Below are 19298 nucleotides of genomic sequence, written 5' to 3' on the forward strand. Positions count from 1 at the left end.
TCCGAGTCTGCGCCTTGCTCGCTGTCGCCATGACCGGATCCAGCTCGGCCTCCATCGGCGAATGGATTTACTTCGGTTCTCAGTACGGACCGATCCCGCCGGCCATCGCCGCGCCGGGTCCGAGCAAAATCGCCGCGGGCCTTGGTCACACCGCCATCCTGAGACCGAATGGTGATGTCATCGCCTGGGGAACAAATCACCTCGGCCAGACCAATGTACCGTTTGCGGCGCGAACTGGCGTGACCGGCCTCGCTTCCGGACTCAATCACACCATTGCTCTCAAGCAGGACGGCAGCGTCGTCGCCTGGGGTGACAACTCAAAGGGTCAGACCGACGGACTACCGCAAAGCGGCGTCACCGCCATCGCTGCAGGAGCCAATCACAATCTGGCACTGATGCAAGACGGCAGCGTCGTCGCTTGGGGTGACCCTGCCGAGGGCAAGATCACGGTGCCGACGGCGGCCCAGAGCAACGTGATCGCGATCGCCGCGGGACTTAATCACAGCCTCGCCCTCAAGCAGAACGGCAGTGTCGTGGCTTGGGGCACCAATATCTCTTTCGCCTCCTCGGTCCCGGCCGGCGGCGAAAGCGGAGTGGTGGCCATCGCCGCAGGTGGCGACGGAAGCTTGGCCCTCAAGCAGGACGGCACTGTTCTCGCCTGGGGCTCGCTCTCGAACGCGCCGGGGCCCGCGCTGAGTGGCGTGACCGCCATCGCCTCGGGGGGCAACGTCGGGGGTGCACACGCCTTGGTCCTCAAGCAGAGCGGCGGAGTCATCGCTTGGGGCTGGACCAGTCATAACCAATCCGTCGTGCCTGCTACGGCACTAAGTGGCGTGGTCGCCATCGCCGCAGGGCCCTTCAATAGCATGGCGATCAAGCAGGATGGCAGTGTGGTAGGCTGGGGATTCAATAGCCACGGTCAAAGTTCCGTTCCGACCACCATCCAAAGCAACATCGTCGCCATCACCTCCGGTCAAGCTCACAGCGTGGCCCTGAAACAGGATGGCAGCATCGTCGCCTGGGCTTCGAATAACAGCTTCGGGCAGATCACCGTGCCGCCGGAGGCGCAGAGCGGGGCCACCGCCGTTGCTGCAGGTCAGAACCACAGTCTGGTTCTGAAACAAAACGGCAGCGTCCTCGCCTGGGGCTATAACTCCAATGGCCAGGCCACGGTGCCGCTCGCCGCGCAGAGCGGTGTCGCCGCCATCGCAGCAGGTGGCAGCCACAGCTTGGCCCTCAAGCAGGACGGCAGCGTCGTGGCTTGGGGCGAGAATACCCACAGCCTGAACACGGTGCCGCTCGCCGCCGGGAGTGGCGTCGTCGCCATCGCCCACGGCTTTGGCCATTGCCTGGCTCTCAAGCAGGACGGCAGCGTTGTGGCTTGGGGAAGCGGCTACTTTGGCGAAGGTCACGTGCCCGCAGCAGCTTTGAGCGGCGTCACTGCCATTGCCGCAGGCGGCTCTCACAACCTGATCCTCAAGCAGAATGGCTGTGTCGTCGCTTGGGGATACAATGAATTCAGCCAAGCCACGGTGCCGCCCGCAGCGCGGAGCGGTGTCGTTGCCATCGCCGCGGGCCTCAATCACAGCTTGGCCATCAAACAGGATGGCAGGGTCGTGATCTGGGGGAGCAACACCTACAACCCCTCCGTGATCGTGCCCAAGGAAAGTCTGGCAAGTGCCAGTCGGGCCGTGGCTGGCGGGAATGCCATGGGGACCTTCTATCGCCTCGGCTTGCCCCAGCCACTACCCTTGGCTGCCCCGGGCGATCAGGATGGTGATGGCCTCAGCGATGTTGCGGAAGTCCAGTTGGCAGCATTCGGCTTCAACTATGCGGTGAGCCAACCGGATCTGGTCGCCGCCTTCTTGTCCACGGTCACCAACGCCAGCGCGGACTTGGGGCTTCACACCCCGGCCCAGCTCCAGGCCCTCAATCCCGGCAAGACCCTGATCGGCCGCAGCGCCACCACCGGGAAGTTCGCACTGACCCTCGATTGGAAGAAGTCCACCGATCTCAGTTCCTTCACCGACTTCCCCGCCGCCCCGGCGGAAGTCTCCGTGGGCGGCTCCGGAAGCATCGACTTCGAGTTCGAGTCTCCCGAGACAAAGGCCTTCTTCCTGCTCAACGTCGACTGACGCAGGGCCTGAACTTGGGGTCGACGTCTCGGGCTACCTTTTTGAACCTCCGGGCCTCCGAACCTTTGGGCTCGCCCGGGGGCCCGGCCCCTCCCAAATTCCGCGGCGCGCATGTTATTCACCGTTGCCGCCGCCGGATCCCGGACCTTTCCCGAGTTGCTCGCCAGCCAAGCGGCGGACCGGGTCATCCTCGGCACCTTCCTCGCCGCCGCGCTCCTCTTCGCCGTCTTCGCGCTCATCCACGCGATCCGGAAACCCCGGCACGCTCCTCCCGCCCTGCCGCTTCCCGCCAGCGGGGAAGCTCCGGCCGTCCCTTCCTCCGAAGGCCCGCCGCCTCTCCCCTCCCCGGATCCCTACGTCCCCCCCTGGTCGCTCAGCGCGGCGCCACTGGAGCCCGCCACCGGCCCCGCCCGGATCTTCCAATACTTCAAGGTCCCGACCCATCCCTACCGCTGGATCGACCTGCTCTTCATCGGCCTCGTCTTCCTGATCTTCTCCGGGCTCACGGCAGGCTCTGGCGGCGCGGATGCCAAGCAGATGAGCATCGAGGAGAAGTATCGCCCCGAAATCCTGGTCACCTCGATGTTCTTCCAGTTCGCGATCATGGGCATCGCCTGCGCCTTCATGACCCGCCGCATCCCGCAGGCGGAGTGGCTCGGCCTGCGCTGGCGCCAGTGGTGGCTCGCCTTCATCATCGCGCCCGCCACGGTCTTCTTCATGTGGATCAGCATGGCCGTGCTCCAAGTCTCCGGCTGGAACGGATGGCTTGAGCAAGCCCTCGGGATCGAGTCCCTGCAGGAATCGGTGAAGCTCCTCCAGGAGGCGAAGGATCCCGTGGTCGTCGCGCTCATGGCCATCGCCGCCGTGATCGTGGCCCCCATCGCGGAGGAAGTTGTCTTCCGCGGCTACCTCTACCCCGCCGCGAAGCACTTCTGCGGCCCCGTCGGCGGCATCCTTTTCTCCTCTCTCGTCTTCGCCGCTGCCCACGGCAATGTGGTCGCCATCGCGCCGCTCTTCCTCCTGGCCGTGCTCCTCTGCCTCATCTACGAGTTCACCGGCTCCATCTGGGCGAATATCTCCGTCCACTTCCTCTTCAATGCCGCTACCGTCGCCATCCAGCTGCTCTTCCGCTATGGTGTCCTCGACATGCCTTCGTCGTAGCAGGGAAGGCAGCCTACTTGGCTCCACACGCAGCTCGTTTCATTCTCCATTTCCATTCTTCTATCCTCGGCGCAGCCGCACTCCGATTGATGATTGGAAGATTAGTGATTAGTGATTTTTACCAGTGGCTTCCACCCCACCCAAACGCCTCCGCGATCTCGGTGAAGACGCCCTGATCTCCCGCATCCTCCGCGGCTTCCCCGGCGGTGACTCCCTCACCGTCGGCCCCGGCGATGACTGCGCCGTCGTCGATCCCGGCAAAGGCCGCGGCCCTCTCCGCCTCCTGAAGACCGATGCCATCGTCGAAGGCATCCACTTCCTCCCGGAGACCCCCTCCGAGAAAGTTGGCTGGAAGTCCGTCGCCCGCGTCCTCAGCGACTTCGCCGCGATGGGCGGCAAGCCGGAGCACCTGCTCGTCACCATCGCCATCGATCAGGACCGCCCGGTCGCCTGGATGGACGGTCTCTACCGCGGCATCCGCAAGTGCCTCGCCAAGCACGGCGGCATCCTCGCTGGTGGTGAAACCTCGCGCCTCCCTGCCGGCGCCCTCATCTCCGTCGCCGGGGAAGGCAGCGTGGAGCGCAAGCACCTCACCCTCCGCTCCACCGGCCAACCGGGCGATATCATCGCCGTCACCGGTCGGCTCGGTGGCTCGATCACCGGCAAGCATCTCTCCTTCACCCCCCGCCTCGCCGAAGCCGCCTGGCTCGTCCGCCATCTCCGCCCCAGCGCCATGATGGATCTCTCCGACGGCCTCGCCAAGGACCTCCCCCGCCTCGCCGCTGCCAGCGGCTGCAGCTTCCAGCTCGACCCCGCCGCTCTCCCCCTCACGCCCGGCTGCACTCCCCAGCAAGCCCTCGGCGATGGCGAGGACTACGAACTCTTCCTCACCATCCCGGAGCGCCACTGGAAGGCCGCCTCTAACAACTGGCCCGCCGCCTTCCCCAAGCTCCCCCTCACCCCCATCGGCCGCCTCACCGATAAGTCCTCCAGATCCACCCCCCTCACCGGCGGCTGGGACCACTTCAACCCCTCTTCCCACTGATCACTGCTCACTGATCACTCGGCACTTCTCCTTCTCCGCATTTCGCTCCTCTAACACCACCATGTCCGCCCAACTGATCGAATCCTACTACGCCGCTTTCAACTCCGGCGACCGCGAAGCCCTCCTCGCCATGCTCACCGATGACGTGGTCCACGAGATCAACGAAGGCGGCATCGAGACCGGCAAGGACACTTTCCGCGCCTTCCTTCAACGCATGGACCGCTCCTACAAGGAGACCGTCGAAGACCTCATCGTCTTCTCCTCCACCGACTCCACCCGCGCCGCCGCCGAGTTCTACATCCGCGGCACCTACCTCGCCACCGATGCCGGCCTGCCCGAGGCCAGCGGCCAAACCTACCACCTCCGCGTCGGCGCCTTCTTCGACATCCGCGACGGCAAGGTCGCCCGCGTCACCAACTACTATAATCTTAGTAATTGGCTCAAGCTCGTCGGCGCATGACCCCAAGGAGGGTGTGCGTCCCGCGCCCCTTCCTCCAAACGCTCCCCCTCATCTCAAGCGGGAGCAAACACCGGCGATCCCCTCTTTCGCGGCGCAGCCGCTGTGGAGTGCGGCGAGCATCGCCGCTTTCGAGCGATCCTCCCCCAACCTCATCCTATGAGGACTCGGAAAGAATCCTCCCTAACGACCGGCTCACCCCCCACGACTGAGGAAACAACTCATAAGAGCTCGTCGGCACAAGGTGCCTGCCTGGCGTCCCCGCGTCCCGTAAGGACACCTCAACTCCTTACCCCTTATCAAGTTCACCCTTGAGGGACAACCGAGCCTTCCTCAACTGCCACAGCATCACTCCTCCTAGCCAGACCGTCGCGTAGCCGGCCACCACCAGCCAGTAGGGTAGGGAGAGATAGAAGTACCAGTTCTCGTCATCGATCTCCTCGGCATCCCAATCCAAAGCAGCTATCCAGCAGCGATCGGCTGGCTTCACCCGGGTCGCATAAGTGTCCCACCTTTTCACCGGCACCCCGCATCGAGTCGTGAAAGTCTCTGCCGGCCAAAGCTTGTTGATGCCGACCCTCCCTCGAACGTAATCGACCTCCGCCTCATGGAGATGGTCCACACTCAACCAATGCCAGAAGATCTTGCCTTGAGTTGACGAAAGTGAGGACGGAACAAGGAAGACGCGGTGGTGCCGTTGGTTGGATTCGCACCAAGCCCATACAAGAAACACCAGGCCCGGCAAACCTAGCCAGAAGGCCATGGAGCGCCACCAACTCCTCCCTAACTGACTCCCCGGCTTCATGGCATCTCTTGGCGCTGGATCCTTCTCTGCCTCCGACGATACCAAAACCAAAGCCCAGTCCAGATCCCCACGTAAGCCGCAGCCATCAACCAGTAGGGAAGGGCCAGCAGCGTGAAGGGTGTCGCAGGGTCATCCGAAGTCTGGAAACGCGGCGGTGGGAACCAAGTCCGCTGCACCGGATGAACCGAAGACTGGCTGAAATCCCAGACTGAAGGAGGCAGCGCCGGTCCAAAGCTGCATTGTATCCCCGATGTCGGCCAGCGGCCTGCTGGTGGATAGACTAGTGCCAGCCATGAATCCAATTTCAAGCCTGCGGAAGTTGCGGCGGCTGAGAACTGGACCGTGAGGAGATGTCCATGTGTGGACCAGATGCTCACCCTGCTGGGAGAGTGCTCCAGAGTGCTCGTTCTATGATTGGAGTCAACCCACGCCCAAATCAGGAAGCTCAATCCAAAACTTGCAAGCCAGGAGCAAGGCGACAGCCACCAACTCCTCCCTAACTGACTCCCCGGCTTCATGGCATCTCTTGGCGCTGGATCTTTCTCTGCCTCCGACGATATCAAAACCAAAGCCCAGCCCAAAGCCCCGAGTAAGCAAGCACCACCACCCAGAGTTCCAGCACCCCATGGAAGCCTGTCCTGGCCCGGACCTTGGAACTCATACCGAAGCAGAGGCCATGTTTGCCGCGAGATCACGCTCATTCCGCGTTCCGCCCCCATCGGGTATCGCTTCGCCCCGAAATAAGTCCCGATGCCATCGCCAAAGGAATAGGGCCCTCCCATACCAGAACAGAAGTTCACCCTGCGATACTCCTAGCGCCACGCCGCGCATCGCCGGAGCGCTGCCCCAGCGCCATGATACCCCTGAGCTGACCTGAATCGAGTCAAGCCAAGCCAACGCCAGGCCCGGCACCCCCAGCCAGAAGAGCCTCGACCGCCACCAGCCTCTCTTCCTTCCGCGTATTCCGTGTATCCCGTGGTTCACCCCTCCTCCGCCGGAACCGGCACCTCTGCTCTCTTCCCCTTCTCCAGCCACACCGCCAGCACGGCCACATCCGCAGGGGTGATCCCCGTAATCCGCCCCGCCTGCCCCAGAGTCGCCGGCTTGATCCGCGCGAAGTTCACCTGAGCCTCCTTCTTCAGGCCACGGATGCTCGAATAATCCAAGTCCGCCGGGATCCGCTTGTCCTCGTGACGGGCCATGCGCTCCACCTGCACCTGCTGCCGATTCAGGTGACCCTCATACTTCAACTCGGTCTCGATCAGCGGCCAAAGTTCCACGTGGAACTCTCTCTGGACCTCTTCGGGCAGCATATCCCAAGTATTCTCGCTGCGCCGGAACCAGTGATCCATCTTCACCCCCTCGTGCGCCGCTTGCCGGGACCACTTCAGCGCCCGCTCTAGCTCCGCGCCCTTCTCCACCACCCGGCGCACCCGCTCCCCGCTTGCTAGACCGGCCTCGGCAGCCAATGGCGTGAGCCGCAGGTCGCAGTTGTCCTGACGCAGCAGCAGCCGGAACTCCGCCCTGGACGTGAACATCCGGTAGGGCTCGATGCAGCCTTTGGTGACCAAATCATCTACCATCACGCCCATGTAGGCCTGATCCCGGCGCAGGATGAAGTCCGGCTTCCCGGCCACCTTCAGCGCCGCATTGGCGCCCGCCAGCAGGCCTTGGGCCGCCGCCTCCTCGTAGCCGGAGGTCCCGTTGATCTGCCCGGCAAAATACAACCCGGACACCCGCTTCGTCTCCAGCGTCGGATTCAGCTGAGTGGGCGGGCAGTAATCATACTCTACCGCGTAGCCCGGGCGCAGGATCTCGCACTTCTCCAAGCCCGGGATGGTCCGCAGGAAGGCCAACTGCACCTCGTAGGGCAGCGAGGTCGAAACCCCGTTCACGTAGTACTCGTGGGTATGCCGTCCCTCCGGCTCTAGGAAAACCTGATGCCGCTCCTTCTCCGCGAAGCGCACCACCTTGTCCTCGATCGAGGGGCAATAACGCGGGCCCACGCCCTCGATCACCCCGCAATACATGGGAGATTTGTCGAGGTTCCCCCGGATGATCTCGTGGGTATCCGGATTGGTGTAGGTCACCCAGCAGGGCATCTGTTCCACGTGGAACGTGGAATCGCCCCACGGATTCAGTGTGAAGAGGTCGTCCTGCCCCCGCACCAGCGTGTCCGCCAAATAAGAAAAGAGTGGCGCGGGAGTATCCCCGTCCTGCCGCTCACACGCCGACAGATCCAGCGAGCGCCCGTTCAGACGACAGGGCGTGCCGGTCTTGAAACGTTCCACGTGGAACCCCAGCTGTTTGAGCGAGTCAGAAACCGTCGAGGTTGCATCTCCCATTCGGCCCCCTTTCTCGTTCTTCAGGCCCACATGCATGAGCCCGCGCATGAAGGTCCCCGCAGAGAGGACCACCGAGGAGCACTCGATCAGCATCCCCAGCGAGGTCGAGATCCCGGTGACCTGATCGTTCTCCACCAGAATCTCCGCGACGTTCCCTTGGTGCAGCTCGATGCCCGGCGTGGACTCCAGCAACCACTTCATCCGGAACTGGTAGGCCTTCTTATCGCACTGGGCCCGGGGAGCCCGCACCGAGGGACCCTTGGAGGCATTCAGCATCCGGAACTGGATCCCGGTCGCATCCGTGTTTACTCCCATCGCCCCGCCCAGCGCGTCGATCTCGCGCACCATGTGGCCCTTGGCCAAGCCTCCGATCGCCGGATTGCAGGACATCTGCCCCACGGTATCCAGATTCTGGGTAAGCACCGCCACCTGCGCACCCAGACGGGCGGCAGCAAGGGCAGCTTCCAAACCGGCATGACCGGCTCCGATGACGAGGACGTCGTAGCGCTTGGGATAGCGGAACATGAGCTAGGGCCGCGGAGCCTAGACTCTCCCGCCACCCCACACAAGACCTGTCGCCATGTTCCACGTGGAACTCTCTCTCTAGCACCGACCTCCGACCTCCGACCTCCGTGACCCTGCCATCTGCCATCTGCCACCTCACAAAACCCAAAACCACAGACATTTCATGACCTTTCCGGCAGATCCAAGATCCCCGCCGAAGCCCTCGGTAGCAGCTCCGAAAGCCGGAACACCACCTGCTCGGTCCGGTTCGCCAGACACACCAGCGGATCCCCCTCCCCCGCGAACTCCGCCAATACCTGCCGACATGCCCCGCAAGGAGAGATCGGCACCGCCGTGTCCGCCACCACCGCCACCGCCTCCAGCTTTCGCTTCCCCGCTGCCACCGCCGTCCCCATCGCCACCCGCTCCGCACAGTTGGTCAGGCCATAGGACAGGTTCTCCACGTTGCACCCGGTGAAGACCTCACCCTCCACTCTCAGGGCCGCTCCGACATGAAACTTCGAGTAGGGCGCATGCGCCATTTCCCGCACTTTCCACGCCGCCTCGATCAAGGGCTCCCAGTCCATATGCAGCAAGAGAAACCAGCCATCCGACCCCATGGCAAGCCCGCGCATTTTCGGCTCGCCGGACCCCCTCCGATCAGTCAGGGAAAGGCATGCAACGCCCTTGGATTCCCGTGCTCGTGCTAGCCCTCCTGCTGGTCGGCTTCCGTTGCCTGGGTGCCGCTTTCTCTCACGATTTGCCGAACTTCCAACCGCTCCCGGCGCTCTTCCTCTGCAGCATCGTCTTCCTCCGCGGGACCAAGGCATGGGCCCTTCCCGTCATCGCTTGGCTGGTCAGCAATCCCATCGCCAGCATGCTCCAAGGCTACTCCCCCTTCGCCAGCGGCGGGGTGATCGTCGCCTTCCTCGCCCTCCTCCTTACCGGAGCCATGGCCCTGCCGCTGCGCCGCTCCCCGTCCCCGCTCCTCGTCCTGGGCGGAGGCATCCTCGCCGCGGTCGTCTTCCACCTCGTCACGAATATCGTGATCTGGGCCACCGACCCGACCTACGCCGCCTCCTCGACCGGACTCTGGCAGGCCCTCTGGTCCGGTCGCCCCACGGACCTCATGCCTACCTGGGTCTTCTTCCGGAATCTCGCCGCCGCGAATGTCCTCTTCACGGCGCTCTTCCTGCTTGCCCGCCAGTCCTGGATGCCCGCCTCGAAACCCCTTCCTGCCTCCTTGCAGCAGACCCGATAAGTTCTTGCTCCAAACCTGTTTTCGCCTCTATCACCGCGCCGCCCATGTCATCCGTCACCGCTGATTCCCCGCGTCTCGACTTCTCCGGTTCTCCGGTCAACAAGGCCCTGACCGCCGAAGACAAGATCGAGCTCTTCCGCAAGATGGTCCGCATCCGCCGCTTCGAGCAGGAGGCCCTGAAGTTCTACACCGCAGGCAAGATGGGCGGTTTCCTTCACCTCTACATCGGCCAGGAGTCGGTCGCCGTCGGCACCCTCTCCCTCTGCGGCGAGAACGACCACAACATCACTGCCTACCGCTGCCACGCCCACGCCCTCACCGTGGGGATGAACATGAACGAACTCATGGCCGAGCTCTACGGCAAGGCCACCGGCTGCTCGAAGGGCAAGGGCGGCTCCATGCACTTCTTCGCGCCGGACAAGAACTACTGGGGCGGCCACGGCATCGTCGGCGGCCAGACTCCCCTCGGCCTCGGCCTCGGCTACGGCCTGAAATATCTCGGTAAGGAAGGCTGCGCCCTCTGCTACATGGGCGATGGCGCCGTGAACCAAGGTGCCTTCCACGAGTCCCTGAACATCGCCGCCCTCTTCGAGATCCCGGTCGTCTACATCATCGAGAACAACGGCTACTCGATGGGCACCTCGCAGAAGCGCTCTTCCTCCTACCGCGGTTGCCTTGCCCAGCGCGCCGAAGGCTACGACATGGAGTGGGACGTCGTCGACGGCTCCGATCTCTACGAGGTCCGCGCCAAGGCCCACATCGCCATGGAGCGCGCCCGCAAGCAGCACAAGCCCTCCATCCTCGAGATCACCACCTACCGCTACTACGGCCACAGCGTCGCGGATGCGAACCACAAGAAGTACCGCACTCCCGAGGAGATCGAGAACTACAAGGCCAATCACGATCCCATCCACCTCTGGCGCCGCCGCCTCATCGCCGAGGGTGTCCTGACCGAGGAGTCCGCCGCCGCGATCGATGCCGAAGCCAAGAAGGAAGCCGCCGCTTCCAGCAAGTTCGCCGACGAATCCCCCGCCCCGACCGTCGAGTCGATCATGGACGACGTCTACTGGGAAACCGACAACAAGACCGAAGCCTCCAAGCTCGGCCGCCACTTCTTCACCGACTGAGCCGGCCCGCACGAACTACGGTAACTCTAGTAGCAAATTTCCCAAGCACTCCGCACGCATCCTTTCTCAATGTCCCGCACCCTCACTTTCCGCGAAGCTCTCCGTGAAGGCCTCGACGAGGAACTCGCCCGCGACCCGAACGTCGTCATCATGGGCGAGGAAGTCGCCCAGTACAACGGTGCCTACAAGGTGACCGAAGGCCTCTGGAAGAAGTGGGGCGACAAGCGCGTCGTCGATACCCCGATCTCCGAAGCCGGCTTCATCGGCATGGGCATCGGTGCCTCGATGCTCGGTGTCCGCCCGGTCATGGAGCTGATGTTCTGGTCCTTCCACTCCGTGGCCTTCGACCAGCTCGTCAACAATGCCGCCTGCGTCCGCTACATGTCCGGCGGCCTGATCAACTGCCCGATCGTGATGCGCGGCCCGGCCAACGGCGGCACCAATGTCGGTGCCACCCACTCCCACATCCCGGAAGGCCTCTTCGCCGCCTTCCCCGGCCTCAAGGTCTGCGCCCCGGCCACCCCGGCCGATGCCAAGGGTCTGATCAAAGCCGCCATCCGCGACAACGATCCGGTCTACTTCATGGAGAACACCCTTCTCTACGGGACCACCGGTGAAGTGCCGGACCCCGCCGAAGGAGATTTTGTAATTCCGCTCGGTGTCGCCGACTTGAAGCGTGAAGGTAAGGACGTTTCGATCATCAGCCACGGCCGCTCGGTGATCCACGCCCTTCAGGCCGCCGAGACGCTCAAGGAGCAGCACGGCATCGAAGCCGATGTCCTCGACCTGCGCTCGATCCGCCCGCTCGATGTCGAGGCGATCCTCAAGACGGTGAAGAAAACCAACCGTGTCGTGCTGGTCGATGAGTCCAAGGGCTTCGGCGGTGTCTCCGCCATGGTCTCCCACCTCATCCAGGACGAGGCCTTTGATTACCTCGACTCGCCGATCAAGCGTGTCACCACATTGGATGCACCGGCGATATACTCCCCGCATATCGAAAACGAACAGCTTCCGAATCCGCGCCGGATTGTTGAAAAAGTCCTGTCTTTGCGCTGATCCCCGAGGCTTTTTCATTGCCACGGAACAAGTCACTTCTAGCATTCTTGCAACATGACCAAACTTCTTTCCCTCGTCGGGCTTGTCGGTCTTTGCCTTGCGGCCACCTCGTGCTGCTGCCTCTTCTAATTGACTAACACCATGAAAAACCTGCTCCTGATCCTGCCCCTCGTGGCCCTCTCCATGGGTCTGTCTTCCTGCTGCTCCATGTTCGGCTGGAACAGCCAGCACGCCGGCTACAAAGAGGAAACCTATCAGCGCAAGCTCTGCGGATACGACATCGTCCGCGAAGAAGTCGTCGTGGATGCCAAGAGCGGCATGACCGAGGTCAAGGAAACCAAGGTTCCGCGCTACAAGACAGTGACCAAGAAGGTCCGCCTCAAGTGCCCGGATTGCGTTCGCTTCTACTGCCTGAACGAAGGTTGCTGCGGTTCCAACACCGAAGCCGCCCGTCGCATGGCCACCACCCAGGGCGGCACCGGCAGCCCGCACATCGGCCTCATCCCGACGATGAAGCAGATCGTGGTCGAGTAATCCGTCACATCTGACCATCTTTAACGGAAAGCGGAGGTCCACCCGGGCCCCCGCTTTTCTTTTTCCCCTTGCCCGCTCCGGTCCCCGCGCGCATTCGTCCGGATGATGAGAACGCTTCCCATCCTCGCATGCCTCGCACTGGCGGCCTGCCAGCAACAGGAATCCAAGCCGCCGCCTCGTGACACTCCACCAGCACCTGCCGCACCAGCACCGCCTCCGGGAAAAGTGAGTTCCGATCCCTCCGACGCCTCCTCTTACGTGGGGATGAGCGTCTCCGAAGCGAGTTCCCGTGCCGACAAGGCCGGAATCCGCTGGCGCATCGTGGAGGAAGACGGGCAATCTCGCCCGGTCACGAAGGACTTCCGCCCGGACCGCCTGAACTTCGCCGTCGCCGCGGGAAAAATCATCCGCGTCACCAAAGGCTGAGCCCCGGGGAAAAGACTGGAAAAGCCTTTCCGATTCCCCAATCTCGCCGCGCCTCACTCCCTCTTTTTTATCAGATCCATGGCCATCCAAATCGAAATGCCAAAACTCTCGGACACGATGACCGAGGGCACCCTCATCAAGTGGCACAAGAAAGTCGGCGATTCCGTCGAGATCGGCGACATCCTCGCTGAAGTTGAAACCGACAAGGCCACGATGGAAATGGAAGCCTTCGACGAAGGCACCCTGACCGAAATCAAGATCCAAGAAGGCGAGAAAGCCGCCATCGGTGCCGTCCTCGCCGTGCTCGATGGCGATGATGCCGGCTCCGCTCCTGCTCCCGCAGCAGCACCGGCCGCCGCTGAAGCCGCACCGAAGTCCGAGGCAGCCGCACCGGCTTCCACCCCTGCCGCTGCAGCCGCTCCCGCTCCGGTGCAATCCACCGATGGCGAGCGCATCAAGGCCTCGCCTCTCGCTCATAAGGTCGCCGGGGAACTCGGTGTCGACCTTGGCTCTCTCTCCGGTACCGGCCCTGCCGGTCGCATCGTGCGCGCCGATGTGGAAGCCGCCAAGGGCTCGAAGCCAGCCGGCAAATCCAGCGAGGCTTCCGCCGCCGCCGGTCTCGCCGCTGCCGCCAAGTCCCGCTCCACCACTCCGGCCCCTGCTGCCGCAGCACCGGCCGCCGCTGCCATTCTGCCGACCGCCAAGGATGGCGACGCGCGCATCGAGCTTTCCTCCATGCGGAAGGTCATCGCCTCCCGCCTGCTCACCTCGAAGCAGACCATCCCGCACTTCTACCTCCACGTGGAAGCGGATGCCGCCCCGCTCATGGCGCTGCGCAAGCAGATCAACGCCCAGGCCGAGCAGACCCACGGCAACAAGTACTCGGTGAACGATTTCATCCTGAAGGCCGTCATCAACGCAGCGGTCGCCGTGCCCGCCGTGAATGCCTCCTTCGCCGGTGACCACATCGTCTCCTTCAAGCATGTCGGCCTCGCGGTCGCCATCGCCGTGGAAGACGGCCTGGTCACCCCGGTCATCCAGCAGGCGGAAACCAAGTCCGTCCTTCAGATCTCGAAGGAAGTGAAAGACATGGCCTCCCGCGCCAAGGAGAAGAAGCTGAAGCCCAGCGAATTCGACGGCGGCACCATCACCGTCTCGAACCTCGGCGCTTGGGGCATCGAAAGCTTCGACGCGATCGTCAATCCGCCACAGGCCCTCATCCTCTCGGTCGGCGCCGCCATCGAAAAGCCCGTGGTCAAGAACGGCCAGATCGTCGCCGGCCTGCGCATGAACCTCGGTGTCAGCTGCGACCACCGCGTCGTGGACGGTGCCGTGGCCGCAGCCTTCCTGGCGGAGGTCAAGAAGCTCGTCGAGCAACCGGCCCTCATGCTGATCTGAGCTGCCCGCCAGCCCCACTCTCAAAGGCGTGCCATCCCCGCGGTGGCACGCCTTTCTTATGCCTCTCCAGCATCACACCCGGCGGAACGACAAGCGCCCTCACCAGGCCACACGACGCCGGGATTCTCAGGGGATCATTTAGCGGATGCCTCAGCACCCTTCCCGGCCTGAGTTTTTCACACGCTCTAAGAAGAGATCATTTAGGTACGAAACAAACCATTCATCTTAGTAGTGTGAACAAGCCTCTGAGATCGCCGTTCCACCGCATCAGATCAAGGATTCCACGCCTGCAAAACCCTGCGAAAAACCTCCCGGCATCTGGCTACAAGCCCGGCTAACAGACCCCGCTCTCCGAATTACGCCCGGAGAATTCCCGAACTGTTCACAGTCCGCTAACAGAATGAGGTCTCCCGGAATTTGACGCCCTTTTGACACTTCTCCTCCGCGCTTCCCGGCAAACTGATAGGGCTATGGGATTCGCGACTTTATTCGTCGGAGGCTCCATCACCGAGCCATCGCAAGTCGGTTCAACTTCGGGAGTGAGACTTGCCTCGCCGCTCTTTGTGTTTCTCATCGTTGCAAATCTCGTCTTTAGCCCCGCGATGGCTGGAAAGCCGCCAGTTTTCAAGCATCCTTTGCAGCGGCAGCTTGAGTCGCAAATCCTGCCCGAGGTCCGCTTTCAAGATGCCGACTTCATGGATGCCATCTTCTACCTTCAGCTACAGGCCTTGTCCTCGTCGAAGCATACCCTGCAGGTGCCTTTCATCGTGCAGCTGCCACCGGACTTCAAGCCACGCCATGAGCTAACCCTCGATCTGAAAAGCGTTCCGGCGTGGGAGGCTTTCCGACATCTCTGCGGCCAAGCCGGTGTTGAGTTCTCAATCGCGCGGAATTCGGTATGGATCCGCCATCCGGACATGCCAGCCACCTCGAAGACGGTGGTACGAACGCTGATCCCTGCTCCCGTCGTTCCGGATCCGGGCAAAGCACAGGCCAGCCCCCTGAGAAAGCCCGCCAGACCCTTCGGGACGGGACACAACAATCACTACACTACCAGCGGAGAAATCCAGCCGCAGAGGTCCGGCACCGTGAAGCATCGGAACCTCAGTGGTTGGGCCATCGACATGGATCCCGGAAACCGCTTCAGCATGAACTGCATCGATATCGCGCGATGTAAGGCCAAGTGCGACGGCAAATGCGGATGCTATGCCTGCGCCTGCCAACCGCCCAAGGACAAGGCAGTCCCCGCCAAGCCCTAAGCACGGTTTGTGAGCCTCCAGCCTGAGTCAGCTCTTCGGGACAAGCTTCTTCTGGCACCAAGCCATCGCCATCAGCGAGTAGCCGGTACCATAGGGCTGATGGTAATCGTACAGCGGATAGTCCCACCAGGAACCGTCCTTCTCCTGCCGGAATAGGATGAGCTTAGCCAGCTTCTCGGCATGTGCCTTCTGTTCCGCAGCCGGGAGAAATTCCACCGACTCCGTGAAGTAGAAGACCCCGTAATAGTAGAAGTAGCCGGAGATCTGGAAGTGCGTCTCGTGCGGTACCGGGCGCTTGCGTCCGATGCTCAGGAAGCCTTCGCGATCGATGAAGCGCTCCGCCCATTCATGGATCACCTTGTCCGTGACCTTCGTTTCACCGAAGGCCCGCAGGGTGGCATTGCATGCCTGGCTACGCGCCAGCGAACCGGCCGGACGATTGATTGGCACCCGCGGCCGGTAGATGTGGCTGTGCGAGTACACGTATGCGAAGTCCGGCGTACGCTGCCGCTCCACGCTTGCCACCGAGGCCTTCACGATCCGGTCATCCAGCTTGATGCCCATCACGTCCCGGGCCTCGCGCATCGCGAGAAGTACGGTAGCTGTAGTAAAACACGTCGTGATCCCCGTCGGCTTCTGTGTCGTCAGACCGTCGTAGATATCGAGGTAGCCCCAACCGCCGTTGATGTCCATGTAGCGGTTGGCCAGGTCGCACTGCTCTTGTGCCAATCGCTTCCACTTCTCCTTCGCGGCATCATCTTTCGCGGTCTTGTACAGCCGTGTCAGGGCGCGCATACCGTAGGCGTGGCCCCATGCATTGTAGGTCGTCGTCTGATCCGCGCGGCGGAGCTTGGGAAGCTCGGCTTCCATCCATGCACCGCCTTTCTCGATCGCTGCCAGTGTCTCGGGACGAGTGTCGCCGCTGTCGATCAGGCCGGACAAGGCCAGCCCGCTTGCACCTGCCCGGAAGGCATGGTGGGCACCCGGCAGCGGCGCATAGATGTTCAGGCCCTTGGTCCGCGTCGCACCGCCCCAGGAACCGTTGGGATTCTGGTCTGCGATCAGGAAGTCCACGCCGCGCCGCACCGATGCCGCCATGGTGGAGGCATTCACCTCCGCCACCGGCTTCTCTTGTGCGAAGGCGCAAGCGGTGCAGGCCAGTAGGATCGCGAGCGGTCGCTGCATGAGCTTAGTCCGGAATGATGACCACTTGCCCTGCTTCCAGCCCGCCGGCGATCTCCACGCGGTCGCCCGAAACGCGGCCGCGCACCACCGTGCGGGTCTCGTTCTTGCCGTCCGCCATCTTCACTTGGACGGTCCACTTGCCTTCATCCGCAGCGCGCAGCGCCTTGGCGGGCAGGGTCATCGCCGTGTCCGACTTGTAGACCACGAAACGGCAATCGAAATTCATCCCGGCCACCACATCAAGGTCGGCCGGGAACTCGAGCTTCTCATCTTCCGGCCATTCCGGCAGCAGATCCACGCGGTAGCGTCCATCGGCGGCCGGCACTGCGGCTACCTGTTGGATCACGGCGGTAAGCGCCACATCCTCACGGCCGCCGGCGCTTGCTCCTCCCTTCATCAACTTCCGCAGGCTACGCGCCGTGCTTTCGTCCACATGTGCCACCAGACCGAGATCCGCCTCGTTCGGCACCAACGAAGCGAAGGGCCGGATGAACGGAACCTTGCCACCCTTCACCAGTGACTTCGCCAGCTCGCCAAGAGTCCAGCGTCCTTCATCCAGCGAGCCGTGGTAGAAGATACCGTCTTCGCTCGCCTTCAGTTCAAGCAGCGCGCCATCCTTCTCGAGATCGGCCAGATCCTCCTTTTCGCGTGCCGCTGCAATGCGTGCCGCATCCAGATCCAGCCGCGCGTTCTCCAGCGAGCGTGGCAGATTCTTCTCCGCCTTCTCCAGTTCGATCGACGTCGACTTCGCATCGGTGGTCAGTCCCTCCGCCTTGCGAGGCAGCAGGACTTGCAAGGTGCGGGTGGTGGAAAGCTCCGTAAGCTTCAGGGCCAGCTCGGAGGACTTCACCGCGTACTCCTGGCGCTTCAGGATGATCTCTTCCGTCTGCTCGGTCAGATCGTCCGCATCGTACATCATCTTGAGCTGCTTCAGCTCTTCCTGCGCGGCTTCCAAGCGACGCTTCGATCCCTCCAGATCATCGGCGATCTCTTCCTCCTGCGCCTTGCGTCCGGTCGTCGTGAAATACTCCAGTTCTTCCGCAGCCACTCGCTGTGCCTTGCGTGCGGCTTCCAGGCGGATCGTGGTCTCCTCGCTCAGCTTGGTGAAGGCGAGCTCTTGGCTGGCGAGAGTCAGCGCCCGGCCCTCCACTGCGCGTTTCAGATCCTGCAGCTTCTTGTCGTAGCCTTCGCGATCGAACTTCACCAACACATCGCCCTTCTTCACGGCCGTGCCATGCGGCACGATCTGCTCGATCGTGAAGTCACCCCAGCCTTCCGGGTCGATGGAAACCAGCACCGGCTTGGCCGGCAGGATCGTCGCCGTGAACGAGCGCTCGATCGCGAATGGCTTGGACTCCACCGTGACTTCCGCTGCGGGAGCCACGGCGACGGTGGCCGCGAGGAGGGACAGGTACTTCATAAAGATGCGGGATTAGCGATATCACTCGCCGGATTTGCCTTTTCGGGCAAGCCAAAGGAAATGGCGGCGCGGTCGGCGGGCATTCGGGCTGGCGTCGATCTCGTGACGCACCACCTCGAATCCGGCACGCGCCAAGTTGCGCTCGATCATCGGCAGCGGGCGCGAGGAACCGATCCCTAGCAGACCGCCCGACTGCAGCGCGCCATGAACTGCGGCAAGCCAGCGCCGGTCCTCGAAAAGACCGCGGCCACGTTCGCCGAGCGGTGCGGTATCCGAGTGGACCAGCACCGCGTGCAGTTCCTGCTCATACTCATGGAAGGCTGTCGCCTCCACGTTTGAAAGGATCTCCACGCGCGAGTCCGTCACCGCCGGACTATCCGGCATGAACTTGCGGTGCCACTCCGCCACCACCGGCCACGGCTCGCCCACGATGAAGGTCCCGCGCTTCTGCGGCAGCGTTTCCATCGCCCCCGCCAGCACCTCGCCCAAGCCTAGGCCTACCACCCAGATCTTCGGTTGCCGCACCGGGCGGAAGGGCGCGCAGGCCACCCGGCCCAGCTCGCGCTCGCTTGCTCGGGTCACCGGTCCGGCCAGTTGCACGCTGCCGTGCTGCAGGTATTTCCGGCCGTCGTGCTCGTGCAGTTCCAGCACCGTGCCGTCCGGCAAGTTGGCTTCCGCCAAGGTGATTCGCGGCTTCATCGCTCTGCTTCTTCTTCGGTTGTCTTGGAAAACAACGACCCCGGCGGAGTGCCGGGGTCGTCAGTTTTGGGCTTTTCGGATCCCTTCGGGCACCGGTTCCGGGAGGTCCCGGCACCCTCTCGCGGATCAGAGACCTGCTTTCAGCGTGGACGATGCCTTGAAGCCGACGGACTTGGAGGCGGCGATCTTCATTGCTTCGCCGGTCTTGGGGTTGCGACCCTGACGAGCGGCGCGCTTCTTCACTTCGAAAGTGCCGAAGCCGATGATCTGGACCTTCTTGTCCTTCTTCACGCCCTTTTCGATGGAGGTGAGAACGGCGGCAAGAGCGTCCTCGGCGGCGCGCTTGGTAGCGTCCTTACCGAGGGCTTTCTGAATGGCTTCAACAAGTTCAGCTTTGTTCATGGCGAGGACGGTATTGCGGTCCGGACCCTTGTTTGGCAAGCTAAAATAGAAGCCCGCCAGCCCGCCCCGCCCTTAGAGC

18 protein-coding genes are annotated in these 19298 nt (G+C 62.9%); 11 read left to right on the forward strand and 7 right to left on the reverse strand.

Annotated elements, in window-relative coordinates:
• Positions 1–29: 29 nt before the first annotated feature.
• The 4 genes from OJ996_RS06945 to OJ996_RS06960 all read left to right on the forward strand — a co-directional run bounded on the left by OJ996_RS06945 (position 30) and on the right by OJ996_RS06960 (position 4801).
• Entirely contained in the window at positions 30–2135 is a 2106-nt protein-coding gene (locus OJ996_RS06945) for an RCC1 domain-containing protein (RefSeq protein WP_264512620.1), read from the forward strand.
• A gap of 111 nt (positions 2136–2246) precedes the next feature.
• On the forward strand, positions 2247–3296 hold the full coding sequence (locus OJ996_RS06950) for a CPBP family intramembrane glutamic endopeptidase (RefSeq protein WP_264512622.1): 1050 nt from the start codon (positions 2247–2249) through the stop codon (positions 3294–3296).
• A gap of 124 nt (positions 3297–3420) precedes the next feature.
• Positions 3421–4341 (forward strand): thiamine-phosphate kinase, encoded by a 921-nt coding sequence (gene thiL, locus OJ996_RS06955; RefSeq protein WP_264512624.1) that lies wholly within the window; start codon positions 3421–3423, stop codon positions 4339–4341.
• Positions 4342–4402: 61 nt separating this feature from the next.
• Entirely contained in the window at positions 4403–4801 is a 399-nt protein-coding gene (locus OJ996_RS06960) for a ketosteroid isomerase-related protein (RefSeq protein WP_264512626.1), read from the forward strand.
• Positions 4802–5087: 286 nt separating this feature from the next.
• Here OJ996_RS06960 and OJ996_RS06965 read toward each other — a convergent pair whose 3' ends face one another.
• From OJ996_RS06965 to OJ996_RS06975, 3 genes are all read right to left on the reverse strand, one after another.
• Positions 5088–5288 carry a hypothetical protein gene (locus OJ996_RS06965; protein ID WP_264512628.1) on the reverse strand — a complete coding sequence of 67 codons (201 nt, stop codon included), beginning with the start codon at positions 5286–5288 and terminating at the stop codon, positions 5088–5090.
• Between the two features lie 1295 nt (positions 5289–6583).
• A complete protein-coding gene (mnmG, locus tag OJ996_RS06970; protein ID WP_264512630.1) occupies positions 6584–8473 on the reverse strand; it encodes a tRNA uridine-5-carboxymethylaminomethyl(34) synthesis enzyme MnmG in 1890 nt (629 codons plus the stop codon).
• Positions 8474–8634: 161 nt separating this feature from the next.
• Complete coding sequence (locus tag OJ996_RS06975) at positions 8635–9039, reverse strand: cytidine deaminase (protein WP_264512632.1); 405 nt, start codon at positions 9037–9039, stop codon at positions 8635–8637.
• 89 nt (positions 9040–9128) lie between these two features.
• On the opposite strand from OJ996_RS06975, the gene OJ996_RS06980 reads away from it, so the two are divergent.
• The 7 genes from OJ996_RS06980 (at position 9129) to OJ996_RS07010 (ending at position 15513) form a co-directional block, all read left to right on the forward strand.
• Positions 9129–9713, forward strand: coding sequence for a DUF6580 family putative transport protein (locus OJ996_RS06980; RefSeq protein WP_264512634.1), 585 nt, complete (start codon positions 9129–9131; stop codon positions 9711–9713).
• Positions 9714–9757: 44 nt separating this feature from the next.
• Positions 9758–10840, forward strand: coding sequence for a pyruvate dehydrogenase (acetyl-transferring) E1 component subunit alpha (gene pdhA / locus OJ996_RS06985; protein ID WP_264512636.1), 1083 nt, complete (start codon positions 9758–9760; stop codon positions 10838–10840).
• 69 nt (positions 10841–10909) lie between these two features.
• On the forward strand, positions 10910–11896 hold the full coding sequence (locus OJ996_RS06990; RefSeq protein WP_264512638.1) for an alpha-ketoacid dehydrogenase subunit beta: 987 nt from the start codon (positions 10910–10912) through the stop codon (positions 11894–11896).
• A 141-nt stretch (positions 11897–12037) separates the two neighbouring features.
• Positions 12038–12430: a hypothetical protein gene (locus OJ996_RS06995; protein WP_264512640.1), complete on the forward strand. Its 393-nt coding sequence runs from the start codon at positions 12038–12040 to the stop codon at positions 12428–12430.
• 105 nt (positions 12431–12535) lie between these two features.
• Positions 12536–12856 carry a hypothetical protein gene (locus tag OJ996_RS07000; RefSeq protein WP_264512642.1) on the forward strand — a complete coding sequence of 107 codons (321 nt, stop codon included), beginning with the start codon at positions 12536–12538 and terminating at the stop codon, positions 12854–12856.
• 78 nt (positions 12857–12934) lie between these two features.
• A complete protein-coding gene (locus OJ996_RS07005; RefSeq protein ID WP_264512644.1) occupies positions 12935–14254 on the forward strand; it encodes a dihydrolipoamide acetyltransferase family protein in 1320 nt (439 codons plus the stop codon).
• 602 nt (positions 14255–14856) lie between these two features.
• The gene (locus tag OJ996_RS07010; protein WP_264512646.1) at positions 14857–15513 is read left to right on the forward strand and encodes a hypothetical protein; all 657 of its coding nucleotides are present in this window, start codon (positions 14857–14859) and stop codon (positions 15511–15513) included.
• 27 nt (positions 15514–15540) lie between these two features.
• On the opposite strand, the gene OJ996_RS07015 is transcribed toward OJ996_RS07010, so the two are convergent.
• The 4 genes from OJ996_RS07015 to OJ996_RS07030 all read right to left on the reverse strand — a co-directional run bounded on the left by OJ996_RS07015 (position 15541) and on the right by OJ996_RS07030 (position 19219).
• Positions 15541–16698, reverse strand: a complete 1158-nt coding sequence (locus OJ996_RS07015; protein ID WP_264512648.1) for a prenyltransferase/squalene oxidase repeat-containing protein — start codon at positions 16696–16698, stop codon at positions 15541–15543.
• A gap of 4 nt (positions 16699–16702) precedes the next feature.
• Positions 16703–18118 carry a permuted SH3 domain-containing protein gene (locus OJ996_RS07020; RefSeq protein WP_264512650.1) on the reverse strand — a complete coding sequence of 472 codons (1416 nt, stop codon included), beginning with the start codon at positions 18116–18118 and terminating at the stop codon, positions 16703–16705.
• Positions 18119–18139: 21 nt separating this feature from the next.
• A complete protein-coding gene (locus tag OJ996_RS07025) occupies positions 18140–18817 on the reverse strand; it encodes a hypothetical protein (protein ID WP_264512652.1) in 678 nt (225 codons plus the stop codon).
• Positions 18818–18943: 126 nt separating this feature from the next.
• Complete coding sequence (locus tag OJ996_RS07030) at positions 18944–19219, reverse strand: HU family DNA-binding protein (protein ID WP_264512654.1); 276 nt, start codon at positions 19217–19219, stop codon at positions 18944–18946.
• Positions 19220–19298 lie beyond the last annotated feature (79 nt).

Source organism: Luteolibacter rhizosphaerae (genome assembly GCF_025950095.1).
In the GTDB taxonomy this organism is placed as follows: Bacteria; Verrucomicrobiota; Verrucomicrobiia; order Verrucomicrobiales; family Akkermansiaceae; genus Haloferula; species Haloferula rhizosphaerae.